This is a genomic window from Oceaniradius stylonematis (assembly GCF_965223445.1).
In the GTDB taxonomy this organism is placed as follows: Bacteria; Pseudomonadota; Alphaproteobacteria; order Rhizobiales; family Rhizobiaceae; genus Roseitalea; species Roseitalea stylonematis.
Map to the genome: position 1 here is coordinate 3,380,939 of NZ_OZ244994.1, position 16,072 is coordinate 3,397,010.

Below are 16,072 nucleotides of genomic sequence, written 5' to 3' on the forward strand. Positions count from 1 at the left end.
CGGGCCGTCCATGGGGCGGCCCGTTTTCGCTTTCGGTTCCGCAGCCGGTGGGCCCCTCATCACCTTCGCGCAAGTTTGAACCGGTAGGCTGGGCCCAGTCAGTTCCGGGGATGAGCCGTGCCAGAAAACCTCAAGATGCTCGCCGCCAATTTCAGCGCGCTTGGCCCGCGCCGGCTCATGTTGATGGCCGGCGTCTTCGTTCTTGTCCTGATGGCCGTCGGCATCGGCTCGGCATTCCTCAACCGCCCGGCCTACCAGCCGCTCTATGTCGGTCTTGAGCGTGACGATGTCACGCGCATGGGCATGGTGCTTGGTGAGGCGGGCATCGTCTACGACGTCAACGCCGAGGGAACCACGCTGATGGTGCCGGCCGGCATGACCGGCCGCGCCCGCATGATTCTCGCCGAGAAAGGTCTGCCGTCCAGCGCCGGCGCCGGCTATGAGCTGTTCGACAATCTCGGCTCGCTCGGCCTGACATCCTTCATGCAGGAGGTCACGCGCGTCCGCGCGCTTGAGGGCGAGATCGCCCGTTCGATCCAGACGATCAGCGGCGTCAAGGGCGCCCGCGTCCATATCGTGATGGCCGAGCGCGGCAATTTCCGCCGCGCCGAACAGGTGCCGACCGCCTCGGTCATCATCCGCTTCGATCGCGCCGGTGTTGAAAGCCGGGCCAACGCCGTGCGCCATCTGGTCGCCGCCGCCGTGCCGGGCATGGTCGCCGACAATGTGACGGTGCTCGACTCCGCCGGCCGGCTGCTGGCAGCGGGCGAGGACCCGCTGACCAACTCGGCATCGAGCGCCATCGGCATCGAGGCGACGGTCGAAAACCAGGTTGCCGACGGCATTCACCGCGCGCTCGCCGCAACGCTCGGCGCCGCCAATTTCCGGGTCAGCGTCCAGGCCGACATCAACACCGACCAGCGGCAGATCGAGGAGACGATCTTCGACCCCGACAGCCGCATCGAACGTTCTGTCCAGATCGTGCGCGCCGAGGATGCGGCGACCGAGCAGCTTGCATCCGAGCCGGTGACCGTCGAGCAGGACCTGCCCCAGGACGCGCAGGCCGGCGCCGGCGGCGGCAGCACGAACGAGCGCAGCGAGCGCCGTGAGGAAACGACGAACTATGAGTTGAGTTCGACGAGAACTGCAACCATATCAAACGGTTACAATGTAGACCGGCTGTCGATCGCCGTCGTCGTCAACCGCGCGCGCTTGGTCGATGCCGAGGGTCAGCCGCTCAATCCCGCCGCTGTCGAGGAGCGGCTGGCGCAGATCCGGACGGTCGCGGCCGCAGCGGCGGGCATCGTCGAGGATCGCGGCGACGTGCTCAACATCACCGCGTTCGATTTCGTGGAAGGCGTGGCCGCCGAGGGCTCGTCGGCGCCCGGCGCGATGGCATCGCTCAACGAGCATCTTGGCACGGCCATCAACGCGTTTGCCTTCATCGCCGTCATTCTGGCGGTGATCTTCCTGGCGGTTCGTCCGATGATCAACGTGTTGCGTTCGGGCGAATTCGCCCAGCAGGTGGCGCGGGTCGAGGCAGGCGAAACGCCGCTTCTGGCCAATGAGGGCGCGGGCGGAATTGGCGATGGCAGCGGCGAGGCGCTGGCCGACATGGCCGCCGAATCCATCCGCTTGAAGCCCGCGCCAGAAGAGCGCCTGTCGCGGATCATCGACATGAACGAAGAGCGCGCCGCGCAAATCCTCCGCCGCTGGCTGAACAACGAGGCTGTGTCCAGCGATGCGTGAGGCGTTTCACGCCCTTCTGCCCGATTTCGGCGACAATGCGGTCCCGGCCCATGGCGCGCCGGCCGCCGCGCCGGCCGACGGGTTCGTGCCTTTCATCGGGGCATCGCGGCATCCCGCGGCTTTTGACGCGTTCGATGGACCGCATGTCGATGCGCCGCCGCGGGCACCGTCCCCCGAGTTTGCGGAGCCGGACACGCCGGGTGTGCCCGGCGATGCCGCGGCACTTCAGACCATGCTGTCGGCAGCCTTTTCGGCCGACATGGCGCCGGCGGCGGATGGGGAAACCATCGCCGGGCAGGCGGCGGCGCCGTCCGATACCGTTGTCTTGACGGAGCCGGAAGCGTCTGCCGTCCAGGATGCTCAGGTCGCGCCGCCGGCGGCCGATCCCGAACTTCTTGCCCGTGACGAAAGGATCGCCGAACTGACCGCGCGGATCGAAGCGCTGGAAAGCGCTCATGCGGCGGAAATCGCGCGGCTTGTCGAGCAGGCGGTTCCCGCCATGGCCGACGGAGTGTCCGCGGCCGTCCGGTCATCGCTCGGTTCGGTTCTCGCTCATCCGCTGATGGGCGTCATCGAGAAATCCTCTGTCAATCGTTTCTGTACGGAGCTGGCGACGATGGTGAAAGCCGGCGAGGGGGTTGCCGTACGCCTGAGCGGGCCGGAGCGCCTTCTTGAAGCCGTGCGCGAGGGTTGGCCGGAAGGTCTGGCGGCGCCGCAGATGCAGCCGGCCGAAACGGCCGAACTCGTGGCCATCGCCGACACCGCCGTCTTGTCCACCCGGCTCGAGGAAGCCCGCGCCCTGTTGTTTGGAGGTGGCCGGTGAGCGCCGCGCAGGACCATCAGGAAATCATCATCATCAAGCGCGGTCATGACGATCACGACGATCATCATGGCGGCGCCTGGAAGATCGCCTTCGCCGACTTCATGACGGCCATGTTCTGTCTGTTTCTGGTGCTCTGGCTGGTCAATGCGGCCAACGAGGAGACCAAACAGGCGGTCGCCAGCTATTTCAACCCGGTCAAGCTGGTGGACCGCAACCGGTCGGTGAAGGGCCTTTACGACGCCCAGGGCATCCAGGAGGTTGAAGTCATCGACGCCGAGGGCACCGGCTCGGGGGGCGGCGGCGAGACCGACGCGTCCGGCAGCGGGCAGGCCGAAGAGCAGGGCAACCCCACCGGCGATGCCGCCTTCTTCGCCGATCCCTATGAGGCGCTTGACCAGATTGCCAGCAGCTTCGAGGCGGGCAGCACCAGCGGGCTGGAACCGCAGAGCGGCGCCCGGTCCTGGTCCGCCGAGCAGACCGACGCCTCCATCGAGACCTTCTTCGACCCGTTCGCGCCCGAGCGCTGGTCCGACATGCCGCGCGAACCCTTGTCCGACGCGCCGCTTTCCGAAACCGGCGCGCCGCCGGTGCCCGCACCCGGCGGGCAGACCGAGACGGCGCTGGCCGATATTGCCGCCGAGACCGAGATGCAGCCGTCCGAACCCGCACCGGAAGGTGCGCTTCAGGCGGAGCCGGAAGTGGCGATGGAAGCGGGCGAGCCGGTCGAGGCGGAACCCGCCACGGCCGAAGCAGCCGAGACGGCCGAATTGGCAGCCGAGACCATGGATTCGCCCCAGGCCGATTCCCTGGAAACCGAAACGCCGGAAACGGTGCCTCCAGCCAGTGAGCAGGCAGCCGAACAGTTGCGTACGGCGCTGACCGAGGTTTTGACAGAGGCGTTCGGCGCCGACAGCGTGCTCGTCGAACAGCTGTCCGTCGAGGCGCAGCCGGACGCGATCCTGATTTCGCTGACCGACAATCTGCAGATCCCGATGTTCGAGATCGGCTCGGCCGTGCCGTCGCCGCCGCTCGTCCTGGCGCTCGAAAAGGTCGGTTCGGTGATCGGCGAAAGGGCTGGCGGACTGCGCATCGAAGGTCATACCGATGCGCGGCCTTTCATCTCGGGCAGTTCCGACAATTGGCAATTGTCGGCGTCCCGGGCGCAGGCGGCCTATTACATGCTCGTGCGCGGCGGCGTCCCGGAAAACCGGTTCCGCGCCGTGACCGGCCGCGCCGACCGCGATCTGGCCGTGCCCGACGATCCGTTCAGCGCCCGCAACCGGCGCATCGACATCCTGCTGGAGCTTGGCTCGTGATGGCTCTCGGCACGACACGTCCCGCCATGTGCCTGCCGCTGGCGGCCGCGATACTGGCCGGCATCGGTCTTCCGGCCCTTGCCGACCTGCCCACGCGCCCGCTCGGCGCGGTGCGGTCGTTGCACCACATACAGGACCAGATCGCGCGCGGCGATCCGTCCGCATTCCAGCTCCAGTCCAGTACGTTGCGTGTCATCGACGAACTGTTCGCCTCGCTCGACGCCGACGCGCTGGCCGATCCGGCCGAACGCCGCGCGGTGCTCGCCTATGCCGTCAGCGGCGGAAATCCGGCGACGTTCGCCCGGCTCTATGACACGCTGGCCCGGCAGTCAGATGAAGACGAAAAGGCGCTCGCCGCCGCGATTGCCGGAGCGCTGCTGGACAAATCGGTCAGCGACGAGGCGGCCGCCAGCCCGATGGTGCTCGGCGGCATGCTCGGCGCCGGTCTTGCCCTGATCAACGGCATCAACGCCGAAACGCCGCAGGAGCAGATCGGCTATCTCCAACAGGTCACGCTTCTGGCGCCGGGTACGCTGATCGAGGAATCGGCGCTCAGGCGCTTGATGCCGATCTTGTCGCAAGGTCATGATCACAAAGATTTTTTGACGGCTGCCAGCCGCTATGCGCGAACTTTCGTCAACTCGCCCTACGCATCGGACTTCGCCGTCTCGCTGGTCAATGGCGGCATCGCGCTGACCCGATCGTCGGACCAGATGCGGTTGGCCGAGATCATCCGTTTCATGCCGCCGGCCCATCGGCGCAGCATCGTCGCCCGGCAGATGCGGGCTGCCACGATCGATGGCAATTTCGCACTCGTGCGCTTTCTGGAAGCCGAGTTCGTTGAAGAGATCAAGGCCGGCGAGGCCGCTGCGGCACGCCGCCGGGCGCCTGCCGCCGATCCGGTCGATGCCATGCGCCAGCGTCTTTATGTGCTGATGGCCAACATCGCTTCCGCCGACCACGAGGCGGTCGCCGCCGAACTCGACGCGATCGATGCCGGCCAGTTGTCGCCGGCCGACCGGCAACTGCTGGCCGTTGCACGCAATGTCATCCGCGAAATGACGCGATCCAACCGGCCCGAGCCCGCGCCATCGGCGCCGTCCGGTCAAGATGCCGAAACGGCGGCGACAGACACCGATGAGGGCGGCGCGCAAGGCGGCCTCGGCCTGCCGATGCAGCCCGATGAGACCGAGGGCGTCAGAACCGTTCTGCCCGGTTATGGCAGCGCCGCACGGCCCGTCGAGCCGGCCGCGCTTCGGCCGTCGCCCGAGGCCGCGCCGGCGCGCCGCGAGAACGTTGCCGGCGATGCGGCGGCGTCGGGCAATGGTGAAGGCGAGGCGCTGGGCGACGAACATCGTGCGTTCATGTCCAGCACGCGTGACGTATTGCTGGAAATCGATTCAGTCTTGGAAGGAAGCGGCGGGTGACCCAGATTGCTGCCAATGCAAAAGCACCCCTCGATGCGGCGGCGATTGCCGAGCGCCAGGGCAACGCCAGGGGGCGGGACAAGGGCGAGGCCGACGGGGAGTTTGCCAGGCTCGTCAAGGATGCGGGAACCGGAACGCGCAAGCCGGCGCCGGACGCCGCGCACGAAAAGGCCGGGCGCATCGTCCAGAAAACGGGTCAGCCGGAGGGCCATGGGCCCGATGTGAAGACCGTCGACCCCGCCACAGCGCTCCCTCGCGAGCGTGCGGGGGAAGGCGAACACGTCGCAGCCGACACCGATCGGACAGCGGACGGTCTATCCGGTGCGGGTGGATCCGAGACCGGAAACGGGCAGCCGATCCACGTCCCGCGTCCAGCCGGATCGTCGGCCGCTGCCAGGGAAAGCGAGGCGGCAATGAAACTTCAGGGCTCCGAGCAGGCGCCGGAAGCGCAAGCGGCCAGACCGGCTGAGACGAACGGCAATGGACAGACCGACAAGGACGCCGAAACCGTTCAGTCTCCCGCCGCCGGCCCCGCGCCGGTCGTCGCGGTGATGGCCGTTGCACCCTATCTGACCGCGCGCACCATCTCGGCCGATATCGCGGCCAGGCCGGCAGCGCCACAGCCGTCGGCCATCGAGATCGATCGCGTTGCGAGCGCGGAGACCATCGACATGCCGGCGGGCAAGGGGCAGGCGGCATCGTCGAGGGCGGAAACGATCGACATGGCATTCGCCGCCGGCAAGGGCGGCAGGGAGGGCGACACCGGCTTCGGCAACGCCCGGACCGGCGCCGGCCAGGCCCCCGCGGTCAAGTTGGGCGCGGCGTCCGGCGAAGGCCCCGCCATTCCGGCCGCCGGCAGCGCCGCTGCGCCGGCGGGCGGCGAAGCGCGGCCGCCGCAGCCCGTGGTCGTTCCGCTCGATCTCGGCCGGGCGCTTGCGGGCGAGGGCGATCTGCCCGCATCCATGCGCGAAGCTGTCTCCTCGCATGTCGCCCGCGTTATGGCCGCGCCTGCCACCGCCGGGCAGCCGGTTTCCGTCTTGCGCATCCAGCTTCAGCCGGCCCATCTGGGCCAGATCAACGTGACAATGCGCATGTCCGGCGAGCAGATGACGGTCACCTTAACGCCCGACAGTGCCTCGGCGGCCCGCGCTCTCGGGTCCGATCAGGAGACCATCGCCACCGTACTTCGAGCGGTTGGCGGCTCGTTCGCGGGCGCCAACATCGAGATTGCCGGCGAAGGACAGATGCGCACCGGTGGCGACGACACCGCGTCGCGCAGCTTCGAGGGCCGTCAGGGCGACCGGTCCGGTGAGGGCGGTCGTGGCTCCGCATCGGGTGGTGCGGGCGGTTCGAGCGACGGCATCGAGACCGGCCCCGCCGGCGCCCACAACGGCGCACACCCGTCAAGCGCCGAGGGCCGAATCATTATCTGATGGTTAACAGCTCGTTAACGCGATCGTTAAGACTTGTCCGAGCCTTGCGGTTCAACGGCCTTTTGCCTTCAGTCAGCCCGTTTTTCGATTCGTTCCTGAAGTGCAATAGGCAAAAAACAGGGGGGTGAGAGGGGTTTCGGCTGGCCATACCAATAAGTCATCGTTTGGGGACTGATTTGGCGGGCAACACACATGATCGTAATTGTCGACGACCGGCGCGCCGTGCTGGACGCGTATCGGAGCATGTTTTCGCGTATTGGGTATTCCGTTTACGGGATGAATTCATCGGAAATACAGGACTGGCTTGAGTCGTCACCTTCGGAAGAAGTGCAAACGATCCAGTCTTTCTTGGTTGGACAAACAAACGACGAAGACACGCTGATCAATGCGCTGCGTGCCAAGACGCGCGTGCCGATCATCGCCATGCTCGAGACCGGCTCCCTTGACGAGACCCTGCAGCGCTTCGACATCGGCGCCGACGATGTGGTGCGCAAGCCCGTCCATGTCCGCGAGATACTCGCGCGCATCTCGGCCATCCGCCGCCGCTCCGAGCAGAGCAAGACCTATATCGACTGCGGCCGGCTGCGCGTCTTCATGGACGGGCGCGATCCGCTCATCGACGGCAAGCCCTTCCCGCTGCCGCGCCGGGAGCGCCGCGTTCTGGAGTATCTGGCCGGCAATGGCGAGCGCCGCGCCTCGCGCACCCAGGTCTACAACGCCGTCTACGGCGTGCTCGAAGACCATGTCGAGGAGTGCGTCATCGAGAGCCACATCTCCAAACTGCGCAAGAAACTGACCCGCATTCTCGGCGTCAACGTCATCGATTCGCGCCGTTATCTCGGTTACCGGCTTTGCATGGATTCGCTGCGCACGCCGGTGCCGACCGCCCAGCCCGCCGCAGAGCAGCCTCAGGCAAGTTTGGTCGTGTAACCTTTCTCGCACAATCGCGAGAAGGGGGTCCGCCCATGAGTCTTTACGGTATGATGCGCACCGGCGTGTCCGGTATGCAGGGGCAGGCAAGCAAGCTTTCCACGGTCGCCGACAACATCGCCAACTCCGCGACGACGGGATACAAGAAGCTCGGCGTCGAGTTCTCGACGCTGGTCGTCAACAATCTTCCCAACAGCCACAATTCTGGCGGCATCGTCACCAATGTCCGCCAGCACGTCTCCCAGCAGGGCGTGCTGCAGTTTACCAGTTCGGCGCTCGATCTGGCCGTCGATGGCGGCGGCTTCTTCGTTGTCAAGGATCAGAACGGCAGTTCCTTCATGACGCGCGCGGGCGCTTTCGTTCCCGATGCCGAGGGCCGTCTGGTCAATTCGGCCGGCTATTTCCTGGCTGGTTACAGTTACGAGAACGGCGAACCGGCCGTGACCGCCAACAGCCTCGAAGGCACCGAGATCGTCCGCCTGGACAATACGGCAATGGACGCAACTCCATCCCAGTTCGGCACATTCCAGGTGAACTTCCCGTCCGGCGCGCCCGTCGTCACCGGTACGCTGCCGTCGGCCAACGCCGCCACCTCCGAATTCTCGCAGAAAACCTCGATTCTCGCCTATGGCAATCTGGGCGACTCCCAACTGCTCGACGTTTACATGACCAAGACCGCGGCCAATACGTGGGAGATCGCGGTGTTCGATCAGTCCCAGGCGGCCGCCGGCACCAACTTCCCCTATGGCGCCGGCCCGCTGGCGACCCAGACGGTCACCTTCGACGGCACGACCGGTCAGTTGAGCGGCGCGACCAGCTTCACCGTACCGGTCCCCAACGGCCAGCCGCTAGAGTTCGACATGACCAACTCGACGCAGCTTGCCACCGACTTCACGGTCGCCGAAGTCAGTGTTGACGGCAATGCGCCCGCGACCGTCAAGCAGCTCAACATCGGCGCCGATGGCACCGTCTATGCGCAATTCGAGAACGAGACGCTGCGCGCCCTGTTCCGCGTGCCGCTCGCCAATGTCGTCAGCCCCGACCGGCTGACCTCGCTTTCGGGCAACGTTTTTGTCGCCAATCAGGAAAGCGGCGATGTGCGCCTCGGCTTCCCCGGTGAGGACGAGTTGGGCACGCTGGTCTCCGGCGCGCTCGAATCCTCGAACGTCGATATCGCCGAGGAATTGACCGAAATGATCCAGGCGCAACGCAACTACACCGCCAACTCCAAGGTATTTCAGACCGGATCGGAGTTGATGGACGTCTTGTTAACACTCAAGCGTTAACCTTTGGCGTGTCGCGCTTTGTTGCGCGGCTTGCCGGCACATATGCCGCTCAATGATTGGGATGGGACGACGCCCGAACCGGGAATGTCTGGCAGGTAGATGAAATGACGCTGACAGCGGCCATCAAGATTGCGCAGTCATCGCTGTTCAACGTGTCTCAGCAGACACAGCTTGCCTCGCGCAACATCACCGATGCCGGCAACGAGGATTATGTCCGTCGCCAGGCGCATGTGTCGACCGCGCCCTACGGCGCCCGCACCTACTCGATCGGCCGCGCCGAACAGCCAGCCCTGTTCAAGAGTTCGCTCGCCGCCCTGTCCGACAGTGCCGGCCAGGGGGTGATCGGCGATGCCGCCTCTCGGCTCCAGACGGCGGTGAACGGCGTCGACAACCAGAATTCGGCGTCGGTCAAGATCGGCGCGCTGCGCGACGCCCTGCAGATTTACTCCGCCGATGCGTCCAATCCCATTCTCGGGTCATCGGCGATCGATGCCGCCCGCGACCTTGCGCGCTCGATCAGCAGCGCATCGCAGGGCATCCAGTCCTACCGCGCCGAGATCGACCGCGACATCGCCGCCGGCGTCGATGATCTGCGCAGCCTGCTCGACCAGTTCGAAACCGCCAACAGCCTGGTCGTCCAGGGCACCCAGCTTCGCACCGACGTCAACGACGCGCTCGACCAGCGTGATGCGCTGCTCAAGCAGATGTCTGAATATGTATCGATCTCGGTGGTGCAGCGCGACAACAACGACTTCGTGCTCTACGCCGGCCAGGGAATCACGCTGTTCGAAACGGTGCCCAGAAACATCAGTTTCGACCCGCAGACGGCCTATTCGCCGACGACGACCGGCAATCCCTTGCGGATCGATGGGGTTCCGCTGACCGTCGGGCAGGGCGCCAACACCTCCGCTTCCGGCAAGCTGTCCGCGCTGATGCAGGCGCGCGACAGTGTCGCCGTGCAGCAGCAGTCCCAGCTCGACGAGATCGCGCGGGGCCTCGTCGAGACCTTTGCCGAAACCGACCAGACCGGCGGCGGCGCGCCGGCGCAGGCGGGCCTTTTCACCTATGCCGGCGGCCCCGGCATCCCGCCGGCGGGCACGCTGGTGCCCGGCATGGCCGCCTCGTTGACCGTCAGCGCCGCCTTCGATCCCGAGCAGGGCGGCGATCCGACGCTTCTGCGCGACGGCGGCGCCAACGGCGCGGCCTATGTCGCCAACACCACCGGCGGCGCGGCCTACTCCGACAATCTGCTGGCCCTTGTGCAGGGTCTCGACACGCCGCGCGCGATCGATGCGACCGCCGGCATTGCCGGAGACCGTTCTGTCAGCGGCTACGCCGATGCGTCGATCGGCTGGGTGGAGAATCTGCGCTCGACCGCGAACATGGCCTCGCAGAGCAAGAAGGCGCTGCACGACAAGCTGTCGGGCGACTATCTGGCCAAGACGGGCGTGTCCATCGACGAGGAGATGACCAAGCTGATCGCGCTCGAACAGTCCTATGAGGCGTCGGCCCGGATCATGAGCGTGGTCGACCGGCTGTTCGACACCTTGTTCGCGGCGGTGAGGTAACCCCATGAAGGTCACGCCGCACGTCGCCACTTATTCAATGTTCAACTCGGTGCGCAACGCAACCGCGTCGATGCAGATCGATCTGGTGCGCCTGCAGCAGGAAGTGGTGACCGGCAAGCTCGCCGACAGCGGGCTGGTCCTGGGTGCCCGCTCGGAGAACCTGGCTTCGTTCAAGTCGGACATTGCCCAGCTCAAGCGCATCATCGACACCAATGGCGTGACCGCTTCGCGCCTCGACATGACGCAGACCGCGCTCAGGCAGCTCAACGCGATCTCCGACGATCTGGTCAACACGCTCGGCCTGTCGCTGGGCGACGAGGCGCAGAAGAACGTCGTGCTGACGGAGTCGCAGAACGCCATCGAACAGATCACCAGCCTGCTTAACACCCAGGTCAACGGCGTGCACATCTTCGGCGGCGTGAACACCGCCAGCGCGCCGATGGCGGCCCATACGGGCGGCGCCGGGGAGGCCGCTTTCGACACCGCCTTCGCAGGCCATTTCGGCTTTGCCAAGACCGATGCCGCCGCTGCCGGCATCACCGCCGCGCAAATGACCGACTTCCTCGAAAACGTGCTCGAGCCGCAATTCATGGGCGCCGGCTGGACGACCGACTATTCGTCCGCCACCGACGAGACGATCAACGCGCGCATCGGCATCGACACCGTGGCCAGCGCTTCGGTCTCGGCCAACGAGGACGGGTTCCGCAAGCTCATGCTGGGCGCGGTCGTCGCCAAGGAGCTTTATGCCGCGCCGCTGTCGCAGGAGGCGCGTGACACGGCGGCCCTGTTCGCCATGTCCAGCGCCAAGACCGGCGGCACGGGCATCACCGGTCTCGAGAGCAGCGTCGGCCTGATGGAGAACCGCATCGACCGGCAGAACAAGACCATGACCAGCCAGATGGATGTGTTGACACGTCTGTCCGACAATCTCGAAGGGGTCGACCAGTATGAGGCGTCGACCGCGCTGACCAATCTTCTGACCCAGATCGAGGCGTCCTACGCCACGACCGCCCGCATCCAGCAGATGAGTATTATGCGCTATCTGTGACAAGAGCCAGGAAGGCCATCATGATCCGAGTAAGTTACGCCGAAATCGAGTCCGATTCCCTTGTTGGTTCGCGTGAGCGGGAACAGCAATTGCTCGACCAGTCCATTGCCCTGATGGATCAGGCGCTCAAGGACGGGCCCAACTCGATGGCGACGGTCGAGGCGATGCATTTCACGATGCGGCTGTGGACCCATCTGATGCAGGACCTGGCCGAACCGGAAAACGAACTGCCCGACGATCTGCGCGCCAGCCTGATCTCGATCGGCATCTGGATCCTCAAGGAGGCCGATGCGGTGCGCATCGGCGAACAGGGATCGATTTCGGAAATCCGCGACATCACGGCCATCATCCGGGACGGGCTGAAATGAAGGGCACGTTCAAACTTTTCCTCAAGGCCAACGAACGCGTCTTCATCAATGGCGCGGTGCTGCGGGCCGACCGCAAGGTCGGCATCGAACTGCTCAACGATGTCGACTTCCTGCTCGAAAACCACGTGCTGCAGGTCGAGGACGCCGACACGCCGCTCAAACAGCTCTATTTCATCATCCAGATCATGCTGATGTCGCCGTCCGAAAAGCCTGCGGCAGCAAAGCTTTACAAGGATTCGGTCAAGGCGCTGCTGGCGACTTTCGACAGCGCCGAGGTGCTCAACGGCCTCAAGCAGATCGATGTGATGATCGCCGAGGAGCGCACCTTCGAGGCGCTCAAGGCGCTGCGCGCCCTTTTTGAGGTCGAGGCGGGCATTCTTGCACGCAAGCGTGGCGAAAGCCTGGGATGCGATAATCCTGCCCAAGAGGACCGACACGCAGCGGCAGGATGAAGCCATGACCGACGTCAGCGCAGTTACAGGTGTCCAGGGAACGACCGGCACATCGCAGACCGGCAGTGCCCAGACGGTGGACTATGACGCCTTCCTGAAGCTGCTGACGGCGCAGATGCAGAACCAGGACCCCACCGAGCCGATCAGCGACACCGAATACATCGCCCAGCTTGCGTCCTTCTCCAATGTGGAGCAGTCGACCAAGCTCAATGACAAGCTTGACTACCTGATCCAGATGACATCGTTCCAGCAGGCCGGCTCGCTGATCGGGCGGACGGTGACATCCGCCGACGGCCTGACCTCTGGCACCGTGGCCGAGGTGAAGATCCTCAGCCAGGGCACCGTCGCCATTCTCAGCGACGGCACCGAAGTGCCGGTGAGCGCGGGCCTGACCGTCAGCTGACCGCTCTGCGGCCACAAAAGGCATCAAGATGGCCGAGGCCGACGTCATTGAAATCGTCCAGCTTGCGATCTGGACGACGCTGGTCACCGCCGGCCCGTCCGTGTTCGCGGCGATGTTTGTCGGCATTGCGATCGCGCTGTTCCAGGCGCTGACCCAGGTTCAGGAAATCACGCTCACCTTCATCCCCAAGATCGTCGTCATCCTCGTGACGATCTCCTTTTCCGCCGCCTTCATGGGCGCACAGATCGGCCGCATGACAGAGGTGCTCTACGGCCGCATCCAGACCGGCTTCTGAGCCCGGATTTCCGGCTTTTGGGCAGCAGTTGACCGGCTTGCCGCCAGCCCCGTGCAAGCCCCGGATTCGATGATCGCGGATATGACCGGCGCACGGGTCACGCGCGCTGGACCTCTCGGTCTCGGAGACGGCTTTGGCCAACGTGCAAATCCCGGCGGCATCGGCGCCATCGTCCTACGGCAACGACATCACCTTCGCCATCGGCATCATGATGGTGCTGTCGCTTCTGTTCCTGCCGGTCCCGGTCTTCATGATCGATGTCGGACTGGCCGTGTCGCTGGCTTTTTCCGTCCTGATCCTGATGGTCGCGCTGTGGATCCCGCGGCCGCTCGACTTCTCGTCCTTTCCGACGATCCTGCTGATCTCGACCATGCTGCGCCTGTCGCTGAACATCGCGACGACGCGGGCGATCCTGTCGGACGGCCATGAGGGCGTCGATGCCGCCGGCAGCGTCATCGCCGGCTTTTCCAGCTTCGTGATGAGCGGCGATTTCGTCATCGGCTTGGTCGTCTTCCTGATCCTGGTCGTCGTCAACTTCGTCGTCATCACCAAGGGTTCGACCCGCATCGCCGAGGTGGGCGCCCGGTTCACGCTCGACGCCATTCCCGGCAAGCAGATGTCGATCGATGCGGACCTTTCCGCCGGTGTCATCGACGAAGCCGAGGCGCGCCGCCGGCGCAAGGAGCTCGAAGAGGAAAGCTCCTTCTACGGGTCGATGGACGGTGCCTCCAAGTTCGTGCGCGGCGACGCGATCGCCGGCCTTCTGATCACCGCCATCAACATCGTCGGCGGCATCATCATCGGCGTTACCCGCCACAACATGTCGATGGGCGAGGCGGCCGATGTCTTCACCAAACTGTCTGTCGGCGACGGGCTCGTTTCGCAGATCCCCGCACTTGTCGTGTCGCTCGCCGCGGGCCTGCTGGTTTCCAAGGGCGGCAACCAGGGCTCGGCCGACAAGATCGTGTTCGACCAGCTCGGCAACTATCCGCGCGCCCTGTTCGTCGCCGCCGGCCTTCTGACAATCCTCGGCCTGATGCCGGGCCTTCCGGCCGTACCGTTCCTTATGCTCGCCGCCGGCATGACGGCGATCGCCTATCTGCGGCCGCTGTTCCGCTCGGTCGAAGCCCAAAAACAGCAAAAGGTGATCGACGACGAGGAAGAGGCCAAAAAGCGCGAGACCCGCGATTCCGTCAAGAGCTCGCTCGCCGTGCCGGAAATCCAGCTTTCGCTGGGCAAGCAGCTCGCAACGCAGCTTCTGCCCAAGCAGAAGGACATGGCGCACCGGATGAAACAGATGCGCAAGCGCTTCGCTCAGGAGTACGGGTTCGTCGTGCCGGACGTGCAGCTTGTCGACGAATATGACGTGCCGCCCAAGGCCTATCGCATCAAGATTTACGGCACGACCGTGGTCGAGCATGAACTGCGTGTCGGCGAGCTTTTGGCGTTCGCCGATCCGCAGGCGATCCGCGGCATCCCCCACACGGCCGTGCGCGAGCCCGCCTTCGGAGGCGAGGCGCTATCGGTGATGGAAACCTTCCGTGACGATCTGCGGCGCATGAACATCGCCACCGCCGACAATGTCAGCGTGATCCTGACCCATCTGAGCGAGGTGGTGCGCAACAACCTGCCGCAGCTCTTCTCCTACAAGGCGATGAAGACGCTGATCAACGACATGGAGCCCGAATACCGCAAGCTCGCCGACGAGATCTGCACCACGCATGCCACCTATCCCGGCTTCCAGGCGGTGCTCAAGCTGCTTCTGGCCGAGCGGGTTTCGATCCGCAATCTGCCGCTGATCATCGAGGCCGTGGCCGAGATCGCGCCGACCACGCGCAAATCCGAGACCATTGTCGAGCATGTGCGCGCCCGCATGGCCCAGCAACTGTGCGGGGATCTGACCGTCGACGGCGTGCTCAGCATCGTCCGGCTCGGCAATCGCTGGGAGCTGGCCTTCCGCGAGGCGCTCAAGCGCGACTCCACCGGCGAGATCGCCCAGTTCGACATCGACCCCCGCCAGCTCGAGGAATTCGGCACCGAGATCGGCAGGGAGATCACCGAGCAGAAGGCCCGCCACGACCGGATCGCCATCGTCACCACGCCCGAGGCGCGTCCCTATGTGCGCATGATCGTCGAACGCATGCACCCCGATGTCGCGGTCATGTCGCATCTGGAGATCGGCAAGGGCATCGAGATACGGATCGTGGGCACGCTGTCGTGAACGCGCTGATCGAAGCCAACCTGATGGCGGGCTTCCTTCTGTTCTGCCGCGTCGGCGCCGTCCTGATGATCATTCCGGGCTTTTCGAGCGCCCGCGTGGCGGTTCGGATCCGCCTCCTTGCCGCCGTCGCGCTGACGGTGGCGCTGTTCCCGCTGATGGCGGCCGATCTTCTGGGGCGGGTCGATCCCGACAGTCTCGACGATGTCTCCCGCGCCATTGTCTCCGAACTGATGATCGGCGCGGCCATCGGCCTTGTCGCGCGCATCTACATTCTGGCGCTCGAATTCATCATGTCGGCGGTCGCCATGTCGGTCGGCTATGGCGGCATGCTCGGCCCCAACATCGAGGGGCAGGAACCGCAGGCCGCTTTGACGACGCTGGTCTCGTTTACCGCGCTCCTGATCCTGTTTGCCGCCGACTTCCACCACATCGTCCTGCGCGCGGCGCTCGCCTCCTACGACATCTTCCCGGCGGGAAGCTTTCCCGACCCCGCGGTGCTGCTGGCCGATCTGGTCGACACGCTGGCGGTGACATTCTCGATCGCGCTGCGGCTGGGAAGCCCGTTCATCGGCTTTGCGATCATCGCCAACATGCTGGTCGGCGCGCTCAACAAGCTCGCGGTACAGATCCCGATCTATTTCGTCGCGCTGCCCGCCATGCTGCTGGGCGCGCTGGCAATGCTCTATTTCAACCTGCCATTCATTCTCAGCGTCTTTGGCGGCAATTTCGCCGCGCTCTACACGGGCAACTGAC

The 16,072-nt window shown here is 65.2% G+C and carries 15 protein-coding genes; all 15 read left to right on the forward strand.

The features are described from left to right. Positions 1–117: 117 nt before the first annotated feature. The 15 genes from fliF to ACOQOU_RS16785 all read left to right on the forward strand — a co-directional run bounded on the left by fliF (position 118) and on the right by ACOQOU_RS16785 (position 16,071). Positions 118–1,749, forward strand: a complete 1,632-nt coding sequence (gene fliF, locus ACOQOU_RS16715; protein WP_306024762.1) for a flagellar basal-body MS-ring/collar protein FliF — start codon at positions 118–120, stop codon at positions 1,747–1,749. Continuing rightward, on the forward strand, positions 1,742–2,572 hold the full coding sequence (locus tag ACOQOU_RS16720; protein WP_306024763.1) for a hypothetical protein: 831 nt from the start codon (positions 1,742–1,744) through the stop codon (positions 2,570–2,572). Before fliF ends, ACOQOU_RS16720 begins: the two co-directional genes overlap by 8 nt. Then, complete coding sequence (locus ACOQOU_RS16725) at positions 2,569–3,888, forward strand: MotB family protein (RefSeq protein ID WP_306024764.1); 1,320 nt, start codon at positions 2,569–2,571, stop codon at positions 3,886–3,888. The genes ACOQOU_RS16720 and ACOQOU_RS16725 overlap by 4 nt, the downstream gene beginning before the upstream one ends. Further along, positions 3,888–5,315, forward strand: coding sequence for a hypothetical protein (locus tag ACOQOU_RS16730; protein WP_306024765.1), 1,428 nt, complete (start codon positions 3,888–3,890; stop codon positions 5,313–5,315). Before ACOQOU_RS16725 ends, ACOQOU_RS16730 begins: the two co-directional genes overlap by 1 nt. Next, on the forward strand, positions 5,312–6,748 hold the full coding sequence (locus tag ACOQOU_RS16735) for a flagellar hook-length control protein FliK (protein ID WP_306024766.1): 1,437 nt from the start codon (positions 5,312–5,314) through the stop codon (positions 6,746–6,748). The genes ACOQOU_RS16730 and ACOQOU_RS16735 overlap by 4 nt, the downstream gene beginning before the upstream one ends. A 192-nt stretch (positions 6,749–6,940) precedes the next feature. Beyond that, entirely contained in the window at positions 6,941–7,678 is a 738-nt protein-coding gene (locus ACOQOU_RS16740; RefSeq protein WP_375567300.1) for a response regulator transcription factor, read from the forward strand. A 35-nt stretch (positions 7,679–7,713) separates the two neighbouring features. Further along, positions 7,714–8,964: a flagellar hook protein FlgE gene (locus tag ACOQOU_RS16745; RefSeq protein ID WP_109766054.1), complete on the forward strand. Its 1,251-nt coding sequence runs from the start codon at positions 7,714–7,716 to the stop codon at positions 8,962–8,964. Between the two features lie 104 nt (positions 8,965–9,068). Further along, the gene (flgK, locus tag ACOQOU_RS16750; RefSeq protein WP_306024767.1) at positions 9,069–10,532 is read left to right on the forward strand and encodes a flagellar hook-associated protein FlgK; all 1,464 of its coding nucleotides are present in this window, start codon (positions 9,069–9,071) and stop codon (positions 10,530–10,532) included. A 4-nt stretch (positions 10,533–10,536) separates the two neighbouring features. Beyond that, positions 10,537–11,580, forward strand: a complete 1,044-nt coding sequence (locus ACOQOU_RS16755) for a flagellar hook-associated family protein (protein ID WP_109766056.1) — start codon at positions 10,537–10,539, stop codon at positions 11,578–11,580. A gap of 20 nt (positions 11,581–11,600) precedes the next feature. Continuing rightward, a complete protein-coding gene (flaF, locus tag ACOQOU_RS16760; protein WP_109766057.1) occupies positions 11,601–11,948 on the forward strand; it encodes a flagellar biosynthesis regulator FlaF in 348 nt (115 codons plus the stop codon). Then, a complete protein-coding gene (gene flbT, locus ACOQOU_RS16765; RefSeq protein ID WP_109766058.1) occupies positions 11,945–12,400 on the forward strand; it encodes a flagellar biosynthesis repressor FlbT in 456 nt (151 codons plus the stop codon). The genes flaF and flbT overlap by 4 nt, the downstream gene beginning before the upstream one ends. A 4-nt stretch (positions 12,401–12,404) precedes the next feature. Continuing rightward, a complete protein-coding gene (gene flgD, locus ACOQOU_RS16770; protein WP_109766059.1) occupies positions 12,405–12,803 on the forward strand; it encodes a flagellar hook assembly protein FlgD in 399 nt (132 codons plus the stop codon). A gap of 28 nt (positions 12,804–12,831) precedes the next feature. Next, positions 12,832–13,098, forward strand: coding sequence for a flagellar biosynthetic protein FliQ (locus tag ACOQOU_RS16775; RefSeq protein ID WP_109766060.1), 267 nt, complete (start codon positions 12,832–12,834; stop codon positions 13,096–13,098). Positions 13,099–13,231: 133 nt separating this feature from the next. Continuing rightward, positions 13,232–15,319 carry a flagellar biosynthesis protein FlhA gene (flhA, locus tag ACOQOU_RS16780; RefSeq protein WP_245412895.1) on the forward strand — a complete coding sequence of 696 codons (2,088 nt, stop codon included), beginning with the start codon at positions 13,232–13,234 and terminating at the stop codon, positions 15,317–15,319. Beyond that, positions 15,316–16,071, forward strand: a complete 756-nt coding sequence (locus ACOQOU_RS16785; protein ID WP_306024768.1) for a flagellar biosynthetic protein FliR — start codon at positions 15,316–15,318, stop codon at positions 16,069–16,071. Before flhA ends, ACOQOU_RS16785 begins: the two co-directional genes overlap by 4 nt. Position 16,072: the final 1 nt, after the last annotated feature.